A 19,377-nucleotide genomic window follows, 5' to 3' on the forward strand; every position below is an offset into this window, starting at 1 on the left:
CAAATTCGGCAAAATAACCGACACCAGAAAAACAATGCTAAATCAGCTGCCAGCGGGCAGCAGTTCCGGGTTTTCTCCTTCAGACTGACTGACCGCATTTGCTGCGTTTGTGCCAGCGCTTTTGAAAATGGGCTTGGATGAAAATTCCGAGATCGGAACCGGACGCAGGCCATTTGCACCATACCCAGGCACGAGCTCTTTCAGCAGGCGCTTGGCTGCCAGTTCGTCACCTTCTGCCGCAGCCTGTTCCAGTTTCCGGATCATGGCGCGCAGGCGGGCGACGGGAATGCCCTCGGGCCGCGCGGATCCGACGCCCGGAATGCCACATTCGTGGCGCTTCTCAGACGCATCAAACAATTCCTCGAACAGTTTTTCGCCTGGACGAATTCCAATGAATTCGATGTCGATATCCTCATAAGGCTTTAGCCCGGCAAGGCGGATCATCCGTTCGGCCAAATCCACGATCTTGACCGGCCGACCCATATCCAGAACGAAAATCTCTCCGTGGCTGCTTTCCATTTTCAACCCGCTTGCGGCCGCAACCAGAGTCAGTTGCACGGCCTCACGGATGGTCATGAAGTACCGTTCCATCCGGGGATCAGTCACGGTCAGCGGACCACCGTTCGAGATTTGACGTTGAAACAGCGGGATCAGCGAGCCCGACGACCCCAGAACATTGCCAAACCGCACCGAGAAGAACCGGGTTTCTTCCTCGGTTCCGTTGGTTACACGGTCCTGCGCCTGAACGTAGAACTCAGCAACGCGCTTCGTTGCACCCATCACATTGGTGGTGTTTACAGCCTTGTCCGTGGAAACCTGCACCATCGCGATGGCACCATAGTTCCGGGCCGCATCCGCGACGTTACGGGTTCCGATCACATTGGTCAAAACGCCCTCGCAGGGATTCATCTCAACCATCGGAACATGCTTCAGGGCTGCGGCATTGAATACCAGCTCGGGGCGATGACGTTCAAAGATGTCATTCACACGCGACGCATTGCGAATGCTTGCGATATACATCCGCCGAGGAACATCTGGAAAGTTCTGCGACAAATCCATGTCGATGGAATAGGCGTTGAACTCGCAATGGTCGATCATCACCAGTTCCGCCGGATCGAAAGAGGCTATCTGACGTGCCAGTTCGCTACCGATCGAACCACCGGCACCGGTCACCAATACGCGGCGCCCACGGAACATCTCGCGCAACATCGAGCGTTCGACAGCTTTTTGTGGCCGCTCGAGAATTTCTTCCGGGTTGATAATACAGCCATTGGCCGCATCCTGGCCTTCTTCCCCAAGACCCGGCACGCGTGAGACAGCGATACCGTTGGATTCACACCAGCTGGTCAGCTTGCGGATGCCGTCACTTTCAAAATGCGTGATCGGTTCGGTCAGGAACAAGCGTCTGGGCAAATGATCCCAGGCTTTAAGCCGCTCGACCACGCGATCGGCATCCAGAAGAGATCCGATAATCTGAACATCGTGGAAATACAGCCCCATGGTATTGCGCGCATCGTCAATAATGCCCACCGGCTGATACTTGGAATGCGTATTCCGCAAAGACCTGACAAATAGATCACAACTTGCACCTGTACCAACCAAAAGCACCGGAACTTTGTCCTGATGTTCGGCCATCAACCGCGCATTCTGGCGATTCAGCTCACGGCTACGGGCAACTACACGCAGGGCACTGAGCAGAAGGATCATCAAGCCAAGCTGAATAATGAAAGCAGCGAAGGGTACAGCCTTGGTCACTTCGAAAACTGCACTGGCAGCCATGAGGCACAGGACCAACATTGTCGATCCCCGCAGAATCAGACGAATGTCTCGCAGTGATGTCGAGCGTGTGTGGCGCCGGTACATGCCCGCAAGCGGGAAAACCGCCAGTCCAATCAGGCTGGACAAGAGCATCAGCGGGAACATGGCTGGCGCCATCTGTTGCGCTACCGTTCCACCATTCGCAAGATTGATTGCCACTACGGCTGAGAAAGACGAAGCAACAATGTCTCCAAAGACTAATCGATGATTGGCACGCAACTCACTAACAATCTGCGTTTGCCAGCAATGAAAACCCGAAACCATTTACCTCACCCCTTTATCTCATCACCGGCTCAATTCCGGTCGAGAATTACTCGTACATCGTTACCCAACAGGGTCCTGCAGCATCAAAACATTGCCACAGCTCCCAACTGATCACTCACAGACCGCTTGCAGCTGTCCTATATAAACCAAAGGCTCGCGATCAGATGATCAACCGAAAGCCTTGTACCCGTATCTTTGTTTTGCCCCCTTCACTTGAGCTTGTCTCAATCGCCCAAGTTGAACACACTCACTTCACTCGTTAATAATAATAATTCGCGCAAGTAACAAAATTGTTCCTCTGGTTCGCCGGTTAGCGCAATTTCTTCAATCTCCTTCAACGCTAACATACGTTTCCGCGCCCTCAAAAGTAATTTCTTCACACTTCATTAACGAATTGCAGCGTTTTCTGAAGTACTCTTTGACTGATATTTTGCTGAGGGTTGCAGAATTTCCTCCCTGTTTCGGCTGACTTGAGCGCCGATTGACCTAGCGTAAACAAGAGAAATGCTAATCTCACGGGGAAAATTACAGTCATTTTCTCAATCCGATGAAATCTTCGGGGGCCGCTGTCCGGGTCTCAATATTGCCCAATCGATCCACAATAAGCCCCTATCGGGGCATTGTGAACCAAGACGCAACAAAGATGACAACTCCTTTCGGCCAATCCTCTAATGAGTCGCAGGCCGGTTTTCCTGACAAAGGCTTTGTGAACTTGGCGCATGCTTGGAAAAATTTCCGCATAGTCAGGGTGCCGGTCAGCTCTGCCGCTTGAATCGAGAATCGATTTGGGATCAACTCAGCCCAGACTTCGTATCAGTGCGCCGGAACTTGGATCCGGCCAGCAGGATGATCCGGGGAGATGTTGGTTCTTGGTTTGATATTCGTAGTTTTCAGCTACAGTTCTTGGGTTTGAATATGAACAGATTTCTCGAAATACTGTGTTGCCTGATCGCGGGCACGATCGCGCTGCCCTTTTTTCTGGCGGGTTGTGTGATTGTGCTGTTTTCGGTCGGGCAACCTTTGTTTTTTGGCCAACGGCGGGCAGGCTGCAACGGGCGCGTCTTTCGCATCTGGAAGCTGAGAACAATGTCCGACACACGCGATCAAAACGGGGCTTTGCTGCCAGATTCGGAACGTCAGACAAAAACCACCAAGCTTCTGCGCCGCGTAAGGCTGGATGAGATGCCCCAGCTTGTGATCATCTTGCGCGGAGATATGGCCCTTGTTGGCCCCCGTCCCCTGCTTCCCGAAACCATCGAAGAGTTTGGAGACAATGGGCGGTTGCGCTGCACGGTTCGGCCCGGTCTGACAGGGTGGGCTCAGGTCAGCGGCAATACCGCGCTTTCAAATGACGAGAAGCTAAAGCTGGATCTATGGTATGTCGCGCACCGGTCACTGTCGCTTGATCTGAAGATATTGTTCGAAACCATTATGGTAGCCTTGGCCGGAGAGCATAAACGCCCTGACCGAATTCAGGCCGCAGACAACTGGCTGGACAGCCGAAAGGAGACACCTGCATGAAGACGGTATTTGTGGGGGCGGTCGAAGGATCGCATGTCGCCTTATCCGCCATATGTGCCCGAGGGTTTGTACCGGATTTGGTGGTGACACTACCGCCGGACTTGTCTCACCGGCACTCTGATTTTGCAGATCTCAAACCCACTGCAGATCGGTATGATATTCCTGTCCACTATACCGCCAAAAGTGACTCGGCCGGAACAATCAAAACCATTCAAGCCGTAAAACCTGATCTGATACTGGTCATCGGGTGGTCTCAGATTTGCGGGCCGGAATTTCGGGCCCAGGCAAAGATCGGATGCGTCGGGTTTCACCCATCCGCCCTGCCCCGTCTGCGCGGGCGCGGTGTGATCCCCTGGACTGTCATATTGGGCGAAACCGATGTAGGCGCGTCATTGTTCTGGCTGGGTGAAGGGGCCGATGACGGCCCGATTGCGGCGCAAGCTCGATATGCGGTCGATCCCAACACGGTAACAGCGCGCGAACTGTATGACCGGGCGCTTCAGGCCCTGACGCAGCTGCTGCCTCAGCTTCTGACGCAAATCTCTGAAGGCGATATCCCGGCGGCTCCGCAGCCAGAAACCGGGATCAGCCTTTGCGCGCGGCGGCGGCCCGAGGACGGGCTGATCGACTGGACCAGACCCGCGGCAGAGATTAACCGGTTGATACGCGCAGCCGGACCGCCCTATCCCGGCGCTTTCACCTACACTGCCTCCGGTGAGAAGTTGGTCCTGCTGGGTGTACAGAACACCGCCCTGCAGGGCTACTATATCGGCCTGCCTGGTCAGATACAGGCCATCGAAGGAAACCGGTTTACGGTCGCCTGTGGGGATGGGAAATGTCTAGACATCACAAGCTGGACCGGCGCCGATGCGCCGCCCGAACTGCACTCAAAGCTCAGGAATTCCGAATGACAACGCTGACACCTTTTGACGGACAGGACGGACCGGTACTTGTGGTTGCTCCGCACCCGGATGATGAAGTCCTTGGGGCTGGCGGCACCATCGCACGACTGGCAGATGCAGGTCGCGCAGTCCATATTGCGATTGTCACAACGGGTCGGTCGCCCCGGTTCAGCACGGAACAGATCGCCAATGTACAGGCCGAAGCCAGGGCCGCACATGAGCATCTTGGTGTGACGCATACGCATTGGTTGGATTTCCCTGCCGCTGAACTGGCTGAGCACCCCCATGGTGACCTGAACGCAGGTCTGGGAACACTGATCCGCGATCTCGACCCAAGTGTCATCCTGGCGCCGCATCCCGGCGACATCCATCTGGACCACCAGTTGAGTTTCCTTTCGACTTTGGTAGCAAGCCGACCTTATCAGGACAAATACCCGACGACGATCGCGGCCTATGAGACGCTGTCCGAGACAAATTGGAACGCGCCATATCTGACGCCGCCATTCGTACCGAACATGTTTGTGGACATTTCGGATACATTGGAGCGTAAACTGGAAGCATTCCAGTTATTTGCAAGCCAGGTCAAACAGCCGCCGCACGAGCGTTCGGTTCAGAGCTTGAAAGCGTTGGCAACTTTGCGTGGCGCGACGGTTCACCGGGCCGCGGCTGAGGGCTTTGTCTTGGTCAGGTCAGTTATCTGACTGACCTGGTCGCAAAATCGCCAAGCTGTGATCAGCGCATCCACGCTTCGGACCATAGTTGGAACATAAAGACCGTCCACAGCTGAGCACCCCAGTTGCGTTTGCCTGATTGGTGCTCGGCCCAGCATTTTTCCAGCGCTGCCTTGTCCACGAAACCCTCAAGCCCGTTCCCATCCAGAAGAATGCTGGAAACACGGGACTTTAGGGGCCCGCGCAACCAAGCGTTGAGTGGGATACCGAACCCGCGCTTTGGCCGGTCGTACAGCGATTGCGGAACCCGCTTTTTCAAAAGCTCCTGCAACGCCACCTTGCCAACCTTCCCGTCGCACCGAAGCGATGCCGAAGAGCGCCAGGCGGCGGTGACAACGCGGTAGTCCAACAACGGCGCGCGCATCTCAAGGCCCACCGACATCGAAGTGCGGTCGGCCTTCACCAGAATATCATCCGGCAAATAATAGAGCGAATCCAACAACATCATGCTGTCCAACTGGCTCAACCCTGCGGGCAAATCATGCGTTCCGATCTCATTGCCCAGCGGGATGCCGGACTTTCCAAGCATACCGGAGGACCAGATCGAAAACTGGGCCTGATAGCGGCACTGGAACTCTCGTCCCTGCAGAACCGGCGCAAGCTTGGCCAGACGGTCGGCGCTCAGATCATCGCGCATGCTGCGCGGGGCGAATGGCCTTAGGACTGGCAACAGAGCGGCAAGAACCGATTGCGGCGCCTGCGACAGGGCTTGAATTGCCAGGTCGGGCATCTTGCCCTTCAGGCGCTCAAAGGCCTGCATCCGAACATATCGGGCATAGCCACCAAACGACTCGTCACCGCCGTCGCCGGACATGACGACCTTAAGCTGCTGGCGCGCCAGTTGCGAAACCAGCAGGGTTGGTAGTTGCGACGGGTCGGCGAAAGGTTCGTCAAACACCTGCGGCAAGCCTTCGATGGCTTGAAACGCCATTTCCGGCGTCGCCGTCACCTCGTGGTAATCCGTCCCAAGATACTCGGCGATGGCTTTTGCATGGTCGGCTTCGTTGGTGTCTTCGTCCTCAAAGCGTACGGTAAAGCTGGGAACCTTCCTGCTGGATTGCTCTTGCATCATTGCAGTTATCAGCGACGAGTCGACGCCTCCGGACAGAAATGTCCCAATCGGCACATCCGCAACCATCCGTTCGCCCACCGCGCGCAGCAGTTCGGATTCGATTTCAGCTATGGCCGTTTCATCGTCAGGATAGGGGTTTGCGCGCGCCTCGGTGACTACGGCCTCGATATCCCAAAACCGCTCGATCCCTTGCAGAAGCGCATCCAACGAGGCCGGTGGGGTGTCAAGTTTGATCTCGACCATAGAGCCCGCAGGTAGTTTCAGGACATTTGGGTAAATCGTGCGCGGCGCAGGAATATATCCCAACCGAAGAAACGATCCCAAGGCTGCGCGGTCCACCTCTGCCGGTCCAAATTCCGGATGCGCGCGCAGTGACTTCAATTCGGACCCAAACAGAACGGTTTTCCCGGCCAGGCCCAGATAGAGAGGTTTTTTGCCAATCCGGTCGCGCGCCAATGTCACGCTCTGGGTTTTCCGGTCAAACACGGCAATGGCAAACATCCCGTGGACGCGGTCCAGTGTCTTGCGGATACCCCAAAGCTGCATCGCCGCCAGCAAAACTTCGGTATCGGACGTGCCCCTGAAGCTTATGCCCAGATCCTGCAATTCCTGACGCAGTTCCAGATAGCCATAGATCTCACCATTGAACACAATGGTGAACCGACCATCTGCGGAATCCATCGGCTGGACCCCGGTTTCCGACAGATCAATAATGGCCAGACGCAGATGCCCCAGGGCCACACCCTGATCCGGGTCCACAAACAACCCGGTTCCATCCGGGCCACGGTGTTCAATCGATTGACACATCCTGCCAAGGACGGATGAGGCCTGAGACCGATCAACGGTGCCAAAGTTGATAAATCCGGTGATGCCACACATCGCTCAGATCCCCTTCTGTTCTGGCTGAGAGGCAATCTTATCGGGATCAAGACTGCCGCTCTCCAAAATGTTCCGATACTGCGCGGCAATGCGGTCAAGCTGGTAGGTACTGGCCACAATCGCCCGGGCTTTTTCTCTTTTTTCCAGATACTCTGGGGCCGACCAATTTGCGGCATGGACCAAAGCGTCTGCCAGCAATTCCGCGTTGCGGGGCGGTACGATCAATCCGCAGTCGCGAATGATCACCACCGCATCACCCACATCCGTCGACACAACGGGGTGGCCATAGCTCATCGCTTCGACAATGACATTCGGAAACCCTTCGGTTCGGGATGAAAGCACCAGCGCATCAATCCGTTTGTAGAATGCAGCCATATCATGCAGGTCGCCGCACAGCTCTACATTGTCGGCAGTTAGGTTATAGCGCGCCAGCAATGATTGTACTTCGGAGTTTTCAGGCGACATATTCTCTCCGGCCGCGATGATGCGCAGATCGGGGACTGACAGCAGCGCCAGGGACAGAGCCTGGAAAAGGGTTTCGTGATCCTTCTGTGGATGAAACCGCGCCGCAATCCCGAAAACCCTGGGCGGATCGTTCCGCACCAATTTCACTTGCGGCATGACCAGACCGTTCGGAATGACGCAAGACCGCGCAGCAGCAAACCCGTTCTTCGCGTGCTGATCCAATGCGCGTTGCGAGTTATAAATGATCCCTGCACACCTGCCCGACAAACGCCGACACAGATCAACGGCAATCCGCGTGCTGCGCGTGAATGAGCTGGTATCGTCCAAAGCCTGCCTCACCGTCCAGTAAATTGGCACCTTTCGACCTGATATCCAGCTGGCAATCAGCCCGATGACCATCGCATGGTACATCCAGCACAGAACCGCCTGCGGTTTATACTGACGGATAAGACGCGATATCTGCAATATCGCGCGGGGCATGGACGACAGTGATCTGGCATTCAATCCGATCAGAACGGCGTTTGGATTTGCACATTGGCTTTTGATCCTGTCCGAAACCTCCGTCAGCGACACCACCAATACCCGATCCCCGGATTTGGCAACCAGCCGCGCCAGCATCGCCTGGGCCCCGCCCTGACCGGAAAAATCGGTGATGACATGCATGATCATCCGTTCAACACCCGAAACTCACTAACCTGATCCGGCGGCACATGCCGGGTCGGAACCTTCAGACACGCGCCCTGGATGCGGCGGTGTGAATTGCCTATGCACGCGCCCGAACTCCGATTTCGCGTACAAATTCGGCCAGACCGACGATATCTTGATGCGACCAGGTCGGATCAACCAGAAAAGCAAGGCTGGTTTCACCAAGCTCTTTCGCCACCGGTAAGGGATCAACCGGGCCAACACCAAGGCGTGCGAACATCTCTTCTCTATATATTTCAGAACAACTGCCCGAGAACACGGGGAAACCCGCCGCAGAAATCTCAGCTATGATGCGATCCCTGCTCCAACCCGAGGCCAGATTCTCAGGTCTTATGAACGCATAAAACCGGTAATAGGCGTGTGTCAGCCCGGCAGGTGGAACAGGTACCCGAAACGCAGCGCATCCGGATAGAGCTTCCGCCAAAATCTCGGCATTTCTGGTTCTATGGGCGCGCCACCCGTCCAGTTTCCCCAGCTGAATGCGCCCGATGGCGGCGGAAAGCCCGGTCATCCGCAGATTGGTGCCCGGCTGCCCACTATGTAGCCAGCGAAACCCCGGAGGGTGGCTTTTGTTAAACACGTGTTCATAGCTTTTACCGTGATCCTTATAGCTCCAGACCTTGGACCACAGCTCATCATCATTGGTGATCAGCATTCCGCCTTCGCCGCCGGTTGTGATGATTTTATCCTGACAGAAAGAATACGAGCCGCAGGTGCCAAAGGTTCCCACGTGCTGGTCACCGATCATGGCACCATGCGCCTGCGCACAGTCCTCGATCACCCAGAGGTCGCGGCTGCGCGCCAGATCCATGAGACCCGCCATATCCGATGGCCACCCGGCCAGATGGACCGCGATAATCCCCACGGTTCTGTCGGTCAGAACCGGTGCAATCGTTTCTGCGGTGATGTTCTGGCTGTCACGATCCACATCTGCAAATACCGGCTTGCCACCGGCCAGAAGGATCGAACTGGCAGACGCGATAAAGCTACGCGGTGTGACGATAACCTCGTCTCCGGGTCGGATGTTCAACGCCAGCAGCGCGGCGTCCAGAGTGACCGTGCCATTTGCCATGGCGATCGCATGCTGCGCGCCGGTATAGGCGCTGTATTCACGTTCGAACTCTTTGACATCGGGGCCGGTCCAGGCATTCACGCAACCGGATCTTAGCACTGCGCTGACAGCATCAATTTCATCTTCTTCGAAGAATGGCCATTTGGGCATCAGCTGTTTCCCTTCAGATAAGCGGCCAGAGGATAGCCGATGGAAGATGGGCCAAGCCTATAATTGCTCAAATTTAGACAGCAGGATTTCCGGATCATTTCTTTACCTCGCGCCAAACCATCCGAGGAGGTCAGGCAAGCTCAACAATTAACAAATTTTTGGCGCTCAGCGCCTGAATTGGAAACAAACTCCGCAGGTTCGGAAATATCTTTTTGTGCCGCGGCAGGCGAAACCTGACCTGAATCGATTGCTTATGCAAGGTTCCAGGTCACTTAACAGCGTGATTTTTCAACAATCAGGCCGCAGACAGTCAGAGGTGAAAAATAGGCAACAATCGGCTTTGGTGACAGCGCCGTTGACAGCTTCGGCGACATGGATCAGCATCGCCTCAACCTTGGTTTTTAAAGTTTGAAATGTTTCTTTGATGAGTGATTTTCCCGACACCGCTTCCGGTGCCCAAGCCGTACCTGCCGAACGAGGTTCGACAACTGGCGGACGTCCAAAAGTTCTGTTTGTCGGCAATCTTACGACCTCTTTGACCAATTTTCGTTATGACCTGCTGAAAGAGCTTGCTGAACGCGCAGACGTACTTGCTTGCGCACCAGAAAACGATGCGGCGACCGAAGCAGCCCTTGCCGAGATCGGCGTGACATTTCGGCAAATCCCCATGGCGCGCGCGGGGTTAAATCCATTTCAGGATCTGTCCACCCTGTTCACACTGATCGGGATCTGCCGGGAAATACGGCCCGATATCGTCTTTGCCTATACGATGAAGCCGATCATCTTCAGCGGCCTTGCGGCGCGGTTGACCGGCGTTCGGCGGCGGTTCGCGATGTGTACCGGTTTAGGTTATGTATTTGCGGATGCCAAACTGACCCTGCGCCGAAAAGTGCTGAGAGCGGTGGCGACAGGCCTTTACCGCATCGGATTGAAAGGTGCCGACGAAGTTCTGGTTTACAACTCGGTCGACGCCGAGGAGTTTCGCAGCAGACGTTTGCTGGCACCTCAGGCCGCGCTGTCGATTGTGCCCGGTTCCGGTGTCAATCTCGCCAGATACGCAAAATCCCATCAGCCTACGGATCCACCCGTGTTTCTGATGATCGCACGTTTGCTGCGTGACAAGGGCGTGTTCGAATATGCCGAAGCCGCCCGGCAGCTTAGGGAACAATTCCCTGATGTGCGCTGTCAGCTTTTGGGTCCGCTGGATGACAACCCGGACTCGGTCAACGCACAGCAGCTCGAAGAATGGGGCCAGCTGGGGCATATCGAGTATCTAGGCGAAACCAAGGATGTTCGGCCATTTCTCAAGGAATGTTCGGTCTTCGTACTACCCACCGTCTATCGCGAGGGCATCCCCCGCGCCATTCTTGAGGCGATGTCGACCGGGCGCGCCGTCATTACGACCGATGCCCCGGGATGCGCCGATGCGGTCAGCGACGGGGAAAACGGGTTTATCGTCCCCAAACGCAATCCAGAGGGGCTGGCGGATGCGATGAGAAAATTCGTTGAAGACCGGAGCCTAATCGAATCCATGGGTCAGGCCGCGCGGGCGCGTGCCGAGCAAGAGTTTGACGTCGCGCGGATCAACACGATCCTGCTACGGAAAATGGGGCTGATCGACAGCGATACCACGCTGCCCTCGACTGCCACCGACTGATCCACACCCATTCTAAGCTGACGTCTAATCCGAGAAACTGCGCCACCCGCGGCTGAGACCCGGATCAATCGCATCAAGCTCGGCAACGTCTGGCCTGTAGAAATCGGCCATTTTCTGCGCCAAAGCATCGGGCAATTCAGGGTATTCCACCTGCCGCGCCACCGCTCTGCGAATGGCCTTTAACGGCCCCGTATGCCGGATCGGGTCAAGCAACGGTCGAAGCGGCGCCAGAACCCGCCTCAGAGGCAAGGGCACGATTGGCGTATTTTTGTTTTTGACCCGCTCTTCTAGTGGCGGCTCCACGACGCCGGAATAACCGATGTGATCGGCAACACGGCGCAAGGTTTCCACCGGTTGCGAGACGGTATTTTCATAGGCCAGTAACAAAATCTGATCGGTCGGAAACAGATCGTAAAAGCGGCGCAGGTGATAGCCATATCTGCCGTTGTGCAAGAACCTTTCATCACCGGCTTTGTCGGGGTCCAGATACCGATGAATGTCGTCCCCGACAGTGCCCCGGCGATACAGCATACAGTAATCGGAATAAGCCCTGCGAACCGGATCGCGCATCTGCAGGATCAACCTGACATCAGGATGATCCTGGGCGATCCTTTTGGCGGCCTCTGGATGTGTCAGGTAGGTATTGCACTTTTCACCCACGATACTCTGGCCCGAATATCCTTCGTATTGATCGCGATACCAGGCCGCCCCCCGGTCATAATGATCCGAGAAATAGTGCAGCTCGGGGTCCGGCATGAAAATCTGCGGTGTCGCGGTCAAAGAATTCTGCAACCAGGTGGTCGCACATTTTGCAGCACCAAAAATCAGGAAATCTATTTTTCGCTCGTTCGCCAAACCCATTTTACCCTCTAAACCCTACAATTCGCATCGGGATCACGATACCAATTCCCGGTACACGTCGGACACTTCGGCCACGTGTTTATCCAACCCAAAATTATCCTGCACATATTGGTAAGCCGCCTGTGTTACCTGCTGTCTCAGGCTCGGGTCCTCAATCAGAGAGACGACCGGCTCAACAAAGGCCTCGGGGTCCTGCGGATCTACCAGAAAACCGGTTTTGCCATGATCGATTGCCTCGACATTGCCGCCGTGCCGTGTGGCCACAACGGGCAGCCCAAGGTGCATGGCCTCGATCAAGGTGCGTCCAAATGGCTCGTTCAAGGCCGGCACAAGGGTGGCATCCATGGCGACCATGCACTTTTCAACATCCTGCCGAAAACCCATCATATGAATCTGCGCGCCCATCCCCTGTTCTCGGGCCACGTCCATGGAGCCTGAGTCCAACCCGTCATCGGGATTGAGTACTTTGCCAAACAGCAGGCCATGTACCGGCCTGTCCCCAAACTGTTTCTGAATGGCCACAAGGCTTTGGACAAAATGAACCGGCCGTTTTCGCGGTTCCAGATGGCCAAAATATCCCAGAAGAACTGCATTTTCCGGCGCACCGATTTCGTTCAGGATCATCCGACGCGCCGCGTCTGGATCCGGGCGCTGAATGCTCAGGTCGAAGGGGCTGCGGATGACTTGAAACTTTTTGTCAACCGAGCGTATCGGACGCGAGGGTTTCGAAAAATACGACACGCTTAGGATACGGTTCGAAAACACCGGCGCGACATAGTTAACGCCTACCGCGCGCGGATCCTGCCTGTGGTGCCAGATATGCTTGATCCCCAACCGTCTGGCCGGAAACACCCAATTCACATGCAATCGGCCCTCATTTGTGTGGACGATATCTGGCTTTTTGTCCCGCAAAAACCGGACGAGCTGGCCGTAGGTCCGGGTCCAGTATTCCGGAAAGCCAACATCTGCATCCGTTTTGTTGTTTGGAGGGCCCATAAGCCTGGGGCCCTGCAAAACTTCGACATTCAGACCCAGCGATTGTGCATACTGCCCGACTGACCCCGCTTCGTTGTGGCAAAGGACCAATGGTTCAAACTGATCCCGGTCCAGACAGGACGCAAGTTTGAGCGCGGAAACATGACTGCCGCCCAGATCTGCCCAACCTGCAAAGGGAAATAAAACGCGTATCTTTTTCATTCTGGCCTGCCGCCTTTTTGGCTCAGCGCCGGACATCAGGACCGCGCGCTGAACCATAAATCATTGAACTGAAATCTATTGTGTTTGCGTGACGAAGGTTCGAGAAACCGAAAGCGTATCCCCGGGGGACAAGACAGTGTCACCCGAAATCGCCGTTGCGGCTCCTCCGGCCGCGCGGGTGACTGAGTATTCGATCACGATCTCTTCGACCGCATCAACCTCTTCAACAACGCCAAGCGCTGCCAGCTCGGCCTGCAGGATTTTCGCGGTGCCCAGCCGGGTCTGCAAATCCTCGAGTTCGATCTGCACCAGATTCAGCCGCACCAGCGCATTCGAGCGCGCGGTATCAAGCAACTCCAGCTCATCGCGTTGCGCGCGGTTCAGCTGTTGCCGGGCCAAGCCCAGAGCGATCTCGATATCCACACTTTTGCTTTCCAGATCGTTCAACGAGTTGGACAGAGATGACACGCGCGAACTGACCGTAAGGCCCTTTTTCTGTAGTGCCAGAGCATCATCCAGATCATTGCGCGTGATCGCGATCTGATTTGCCCGCAATTCCAGCTGCCGTTCGAGGCTATCGATCTGATCTTTGAGGGTTTCCTGTAATTGGATGATGCGTTCACCCTGCCCTTCCCGGGCCTGTTGATCCGCTTGCAGAATCTCCCCCTGCAGACCTTGTGGGGGTTCAATTTTGGCATCACCGCCGTCCGGAGACAGTGTTGACAGATCAGCCAGCAGTCGGCGTTGTTCGGCTTGCAAAGCTTCAATCTGTTCATTGTACAACTGAACTTCACCCTGAACCCGCAATCCGGTAAAGTTCGTTCCTACGTCATTTTGCAAAGGCAACCGGTATTCCCCGCCCGCAAGCGCCATCGCCTGCTGCGCGGTCAGTTGTGGCCGATAAGGGTACGAGCCTGGAATCTGGACATCCCCCAATATGTATACAGGCAGATGGCCGATGACTTCGATCGCCAGATGAGGCGGTTCTGCCATCCCCACGCGAGTGCGCATCTGAGTTTCCAGCAGCAGTACCAGTTCTTCGGTCGTTCGCCCTTCAGCATGAACCTGGCCGGCCAGAGGCACCATCAGCATCCCTCCCGAAGAAAGCGCATATTCACCGGAAACGCCTTGCCAGTTCACAAAAGACGCAACCACCGGATCCCAACGCATCGCACGCAAATTGATCTTGTCCTGCGGTGCCAGAACATATTCCTCGGCCTGAAGCGCACCGATAAAACAAGCCGAAGCCGCGATCACAGAAAGCATCAGTTTTTGCAATAATTTCACGACAATCTCCTAAGTGTATTCGTTGGTCCTAACACCGGCAGGCGCGACACGCTAAGCGCAATGGCAAGGACAAAGGGTACGTTCCAGAACCGGGCATAAAAGGTCGTCGCCCCGGCAAGCAGCACGACATACATCAGCATGGCAACGATGGTCAGTGCCCCGACCGATGGCGAGCGGCCGACAGAAATGGCCATCCAGGCCAAGTATATGCTGGCCAAAATAAAGCCGACCATACCGAGCAGAGAAATCAAGCCACCTTCGGACAGAGTCAGCAAATAGGCCGAATGAACCACGATTCCCTGTTCGCTGGCCAGGCTGTACTGGTTTGCACCCAGCCCGATCAACAAAGTGCCACGGGATACCTCGAAGGCCTCTTGCAGCAGGAATAGCCGGTCAGAGAACGTGCCCGCCTGGCTAATGTCACCTGCAAGAACGGCATTCAGAACTCGTTCGCGAAAGACCTCGGGCAAGAAAAGCTCACCAAAGTTCAGGACCACCAAAACCGCAATCAACGTGCTGGCGATCAGGATCACAACATGACGCGGGGACCCGCTGCTGAGGATAATGGCGACAGTCCCCACTATGGTCACGATCAGACCAGAATTCGAACCGGTCAGAATGACGCCGTAAAACAGGATTGGCAGCACGATCAGCCCCCAGATGCGGCTGCTTTGCTTCTGCAGGATCAGGCTAAGCAGGAAAACGATGGCCATCGCCAGCATGAGCGCGCATTCATTTGCCCGCTCGACCAGCGAAAGCATGCGACCATTGGCGGATACAAACCGGTGTGTCGGGTCTTCCATGAAGTTGATTGCATAGATGCCAAACAGCACAACAATGCCCATTCCAATAATAAATGCCTTCATCAGCAGGACGATCTGATCAAAGCTTCGATTGCCGATCAGGATTGGCAGCACGATCAACGAAAAGAAGTACTGAACAAACACAGTCAGCAGCTCGGTCGGATCTCCGTTGATCAACGAACCTACGGTCAGGCCCCCTGTGAAAAACAGGAACGAACTGTACCAGAACCCGCTTGCGGGACCGAATATCTTAACCGGCAGCTGGCCAGTTGCCAGCATGACAAACCCAGCCAGCACAAAGAAGAAATCCGAGAGGGTGAAATAGACGAAATCCACTCTGAGATAGTTCATCGGCGCCAGGGCTACAGCCGCCATCAGGAAATAGAGAGCTGCCATGTCTACGCTTGGCAAATAGCCGATTCCATTGGTCGGCTTGCCAAAGGAAACTGATTGGACCGATGCAGGTCTCATGGGCGCACCTGCTCCTTTCCGTGTAATGCAGGGTTCAGCAATGTACGCCGCAAGTGTAACACACACAGCCCTAACCAAACGGAATTACACAGCATATGCGCCACTGCGGCACCGACCACGCCCAAAACAGAAACCATCGGTGCAATGAGGATCAGAAACAAAATAGTGTTCAACAAACCGATCCGAACCAAGGCCCGGTCTTGCCCCAGACTCAGCAGTGCAGGGTTCAGCAGTATCCCACCAAGATAAATACCTACCGCGATTGCCTGCACGCGCACGACCGGTACTGCAGGGGCATAATCCACACCAAAAATCGCAGTAACGATCGGTTCCAGCATCAAGATCACTGGAATCAAGACAAGGGCAATTACCCCCCAGAACCCGGCGCTGAGACCCGTTAGCATTTTTTGCAAACGGTCAAATTCATTTCGGGCGGCAAACCGGGTGAACTCGGGATAGATCGCCTGGCTTAGCGGTCGTCCAAGACGCAGTGCAGCTTCGCCGCACCGTTTCGCGATATGGTAATATCCCACCATCGTCGGTGAAATCAGAACACCCAATATGATCACGTCCAGGCGCTGCGTGGTCTGACGCAAGATGACAGAGAGATTGCTGTTCCAAACAAAGCGCAGAAACCCGGAATTTTCACCCAGAGTTTGTTTTATTCCAAGCATCGGACGGCCATAGCCATTCCGCGACATTTCTCGCAGCCCCGCGGCAAAGGCCAGAACGCCGTCTAAAAGGCTGACAGCAACAAATATCGCGACAAAGCCAGGCAGCCCAAACCCCAGTTGCCAGGCAATCACCCCCAGCACCATCCGCACAGACGCTGCGAAAATATCCAGTTTGGCCAACAGATCGAACCGGTCGAAGGACCGCAACAAAGCCAACCCGGTTGGCCTCAGCGAAACCAGAATTCCCAGCGATGCGACCGGCAGCACCCATGCAAGATCCTGATCCAGCCCCAGCCATCCGGCGATGATCGGTGCGAATGCGATCGCAGCGCCGGCGGCCAATACGCCCCCAACCACGTCAATCAGGACCGACAGCCCGACAAGTCGGCGAAATCGTTCGCGGTCTTCTTCCTCCAGCGCAGTGCTTCCATATCTAATCACCGCCTGCCAGGGCTCAAGATGAAGGAATCGGGAAACGATCCGCGCATAGGCCTCGCCTATTGCCATTACCCCCAAGCCTGCGGCCCCAAGTGCGCGGGCGGCCACCGGCAGAAACACAAGGCCCAGCAAAGCGACTGCTATCTGAGAGGAAAAGATCCATTTCAGATTGCGCAGTAAACGCCGAAGCACAGCAGTCGGGATTGAGGTTGCGCCGGGCTGAGAGGTCATGTCTGACCCACCCGCCCGCCGCACAAACGACCGGCCAATTCCACCCCTTGGCGGCTGCCGGTCATTGGACCACGCCGCAAAAGCGTCGCGGGCGCTGTGCCCTCATATTCGCAAATAAAAACCAATACCCAATCACCAATCTAACAAATCCTACAAGGGTCTGCGAACCGTAATCAGCTGCTTTTCCCAGGCTCATCCGAGTAATGATATGTATAGGCACCATACCCATATTGCCTTTGCTTCCGCATGTTCACACCATTCATGATCGTACCGGAAATCTTGATATTGCTCATCCGCAGCTTTTCGATTGCATCCTTGAGAATTTTTTCGGTGGTCTGCCCCCAGCGCACCACCAAGAACGTACCGTCGACAAGCGGCCCAAGTCGGATCGTGTCATCAATGACCAATGTCGGCGGCGTATCGACCAACACAAGATCGTACTGATTGCGCAACATGCGCCCGTATTCGCCAAGTTGCTGCATCAACTGTTTGCGGGATATTTTTGGACGCAGGTTCAGACTGATCGACGAAACCCCCGGTACCCGTTCGCCATCGACATAAATCTGGCTGGGTTGCACGGCACCGCTCAGCGCGTCCTCGATTTCGACCGGGGCCGCCCCGTTAAGACCCAGTGTTTTTGAGGCACGGCAACGGTGGTTATCCATATCCAACAATAGAACGCGCATCCCATCTGTACCCGCCACTAGGGCCAGCGAAACCGCAACCACGGTCTTGCCTTCTCCAGGAACACCAGAGGTAACCATGACGATGCTGCCGTCATCATTTGTGTTAAACCACATCGTCAAAACACTACGCAGCGCCTCTACATACGGCGAGCGGCCCTGATCACGGATAAAGCGCAACAACTCCTGCTGACCATCCGTGTCCGAATCCATCACCGTATCCGGCAGGAAACCCAGATTGGTCAGATCGGTTTGCTGTTCGATCTGGTTTTCGTTGACGATCCGCGTGTTGCTGCCCTCCATCAACAGGGCGATCACAAATGCCAGAGAGAACCCGACAATCGCGCTGACTGCGACGGCGACTTTGGTATTCGGCCAGAATGCCGAAGTCGGCGCATGAGCAACCGAAACCTGCTGAACCGCCTGGCCAAGAAACTGTTGCTGGGTTTCGAAATCATTCAGCTTTTCAATCGTCGTCTGATACCGGATCCGAAGAAGCTCTAGCGCGCGTTCCATCCGCAGCAATGCAATTTCCGAACCGGTCCGGCTGCGCAATGCCTGTTCAACAACGGCAATCTGGTCAGCAATTTTGTCGACCTCTTCGCTGCTGGCTCCGTTGATCTCATGCACATCTTTTTGCGAGTTCAGCCGCGCAAGTTCCGACCGAAGCCTACCCGGCACGGATTCATCCGCCAGATTTTCTTCAAGAATAAAGGCCGCCATCTGAAGTTCGTCACGGGTCAGTTCGTCACCCAGCTCATTTACGCGGTCCTTAAGAAAAGAAATGGAAGATGAAAGTCCCTGCTGCCGCCGCTGCTGCAGGCGAAGGATAAAGGTTTCTGCAACTGTATTGGCAATATCGGCTGCCAGCTGCGGGTCTTCGGCTGTTGAGATGATCTCAATCGCAAGGCTCTCTCCTTGCCGAAGTACGTTATATGTCGACAGTGTATTGTCGATTACACGATTGCGGATAACGGATGTGGATTGCGGGTTTGCGGGATTTTGTGCCCCGGCAAAAGCCTCATTCTCGAACAGGTCCAGCGCTAGGGCGACCTCTGCCGCAAACTCCCGTGACCGCAGGATGTCGATCTCGGTTTCAATTAGGGTGCGGGTCAGTTCATAGGATTCAAGTTCGACACTGTCGGCGCGGACGCGCATATCCAGAGATGTGAGAACGATTTCGGCGCGGGATTTGTATCTTGGGTCCAGTTGATTGACGACCATAAACGTGCCGACGATCACAGCTGCGGTCACTCCGAGGATCAACTTCAGATGACGGTAAATCATCCGCCATATGCCATCCAGACGCTGCTGGCCAAATTGGTTTGCGATATGGTTTTGATCCATTCTCTATCGTCCCTTGTAGCGACCAAGATCACCGTCGCCTGAAATACAAATCTTTGATGCTGCGCCCATGTTCGAACGAATTCTTATCCTATTGATTGGACAGCTTGGCCATTTTTCCGAGTTTTCTTGTCGTTATTTGCTCAATGTTT

At 55.2% G+C, this 19,377-nt stretch carries 14 protein-coding genes; 4 read left to right on the plus strand and 10 right to left on the minus strand.

All coding sequences use genetic code 11. The features are described 5' to 3' along the window. Positions 1-42 precede the first annotated feature (42 nt). Positions 43-1,977: a polysaccharide biosynthesis protein gene (locus tag AC2FGB_RS07945; protein ID WP_185956665.1), complete on the minus strand. Its 1,935-nt coding sequence runs from the start codon at positions 1,975-1,977 to the stop codon at positions 43-45. A gap of 1,020 nt (positions 1,978-2,997) precedes the next feature. Between AC2FGB_RS07945 and AC2FGB_RS07950 the strand changes: the two genes are divergently transcribed. Genes AC2FGB_RS07950 through AC2FGB_RS07960 form a run of 3 tightly spaced genes read left to right on the plus strand, consistent with a single transcriptional unit; the run spans position 2,998 to position 5,206 of the window. Next, positions 2,998-3,603: a sugar transferase gene (locus tag AC2FGB_RS07950; RefSeq protein ID WP_281972943.1), complete on the plus strand. Its 606-nt coding sequence runs from the start codon at positions 2,998-3,000 to the stop codon at positions 3,601-3,603. Next, positions 3,600-4,514 carry a methionyl-tRNA formyltransferase gene (locus AC2FGB_RS07955; RefSeq protein WP_496693741.1) on the plus strand — a complete coding sequence of 305 codons (915 nt, stop codon included), beginning with the start codon at positions 3,600-3,602 and terminating at the stop codon, positions 4,512-4,514. Before AC2FGB_RS07950 ends, AC2FGB_RS07955 begins: the two co-directional genes overlap by 4 nt. Further along, positions 4,511-5,206 (plus strand): PIG-L deacetylase family protein, encoded by a 696-nt coding sequence (locus AC2FGB_RS07960; RefSeq protein ID WP_496693740.1) that lies wholly within the window; start codon positions 4,511-4,513, stop codon positions 5,204-5,206. Before AC2FGB_RS07955 ends, AC2FGB_RS07960 begins: the two co-directional genes overlap by 4 nt. Positions 5,207-5,237: 31 nt before the next feature. Here AC2FGB_RS07960 and asnB read toward each other — a convergent pair whose 3' ends face one another. From asnB to AC2FGB_RS07975, 3 genes are all read right to left on the minus strand, one after another. Then, positions 5,238-7,187, minus strand: a complete 1,950-nt coding sequence (gene asnB, locus AC2FGB_RS07965) for an asparagine synthase (glutamine-hydrolyzing) (protein ID WP_496693739.1) — start codon at positions 7,185-7,187, stop codon at positions 5,238-5,240. A 3-nt stretch (positions 7,188-7,190) separates the two neighbouring features. After that, positions 7,191-8,321: a glycosyltransferase gene (locus AC2FGB_RS07970; RefSeq protein ID WP_496693738.1), complete on the minus strand. Its 1,131-nt coding sequence runs from the start codon at positions 8,319-8,321 to the stop codon at positions 7,191-7,193. Between the two features lie 94 nt (positions 8,322-8,415). Beyond that, positions 8,416-9,579 (minus strand): DegT/DnrJ/EryC1/StrS family aminotransferase, encoded by a 1,164-nt coding sequence (locus AC2FGB_RS07975; protein WP_496693737.1) that lies wholly within the window; start codon positions 9,577-9,579, stop codon positions 8,416-8,418. Between the two features lie 424 nt (positions 9,580-10,003). Between AC2FGB_RS07975 and AC2FGB_RS07980 the strand changes: the two genes are divergently transcribed. Next, positions 10,004-11,236, plus strand: coding sequence for a glycosyltransferase family 4 protein (locus AC2FGB_RS07980; protein WP_496689384.1), 1,233 nt, complete (start codon positions 10,004-10,006; stop codon positions 11,234-11,236). 24 nt (positions 11,237-11,260) lie between these two features. Here AC2FGB_RS07980 and AC2FGB_RS07985 read toward each other — a convergent pair whose 3' ends face one another. From AC2FGB_RS07985 to AC2FGB_RS08010, 6 genes are all read right to left on the minus strand, one after another. Continuing rightward, positions 11,261-12,097, minus strand: a complete 837-nt coding sequence (locus AC2FGB_RS07985) for a sulfotransferase family protein (RefSeq protein WP_496677161.1) — start codon at positions 12,095-12,097, stop codon at positions 11,261-11,263. Between the two features lie 33 nt (positions 12,098-12,130). Then, positions 12,131-13,294, minus strand: a complete 1,164-nt coding sequence (locus AC2FGB_RS07990) for a glycosyltransferase family 4 protein (protein WP_496693736.1) — start codon at positions 13,292-13,294, stop codon at positions 12,131-12,133. Between the two features lie 75 nt (positions 13,295-13,369). After that, complete coding sequence (locus tag AC2FGB_RS07995) at positions 13,370-14,581, minus strand: polysaccharide biosynthesis/export family protein (RefSeq protein ID WP_496693735.1); 1,212 nt, start codon at positions 14,579-14,581, stop codon at positions 13,370-13,372. Continuing rightward, positions 14,578-15,855 carry an O-antigen ligase family protein gene (locus tag AC2FGB_RS08000; RefSeq protein ID WP_496689390.1) on the minus strand — a complete coding sequence of 426 codons (1,278 nt, stop codon included), beginning with the start codon at positions 15,853-15,855 and terminating at the stop codon, positions 14,578-14,580. Before AC2FGB_RS08000 ends, AC2FGB_RS07995 begins: the two co-directional genes overlap by 4 nt. Next, positions 15,852-17,198 (minus strand): lipopolysaccharide biosynthesis protein, encoded by a 1,347-nt coding sequence (locus tag AC2FGB_RS08005; RefSeq protein WP_496689392.1) that lies wholly within the window; start codon positions 17,196-17,198, stop codon positions 15,852-15,854. The genes AC2FGB_RS08000 and AC2FGB_RS08005 overlap by 4 nt, the downstream gene beginning before the upstream one ends. 173 nt (positions 17,199-17,371) lie before the next feature. Further along, positions 17,372-19,228 carry a GumC family protein gene (locus tag AC2FGB_RS08010; RefSeq protein ID WP_496689394.1) on the minus strand — a complete coding sequence of 619 codons (1,857 nt, stop codon included), beginning with the start codon at positions 19,226-19,228 and terminating at the stop codon, positions 17,372-17,374. Positions 19,229-19,377 lie beyond the last annotated feature (149 nt).

The sequence above is a fragment of the Ruegeria sp. CDSC021 genome (assembly GCF_059610845.1).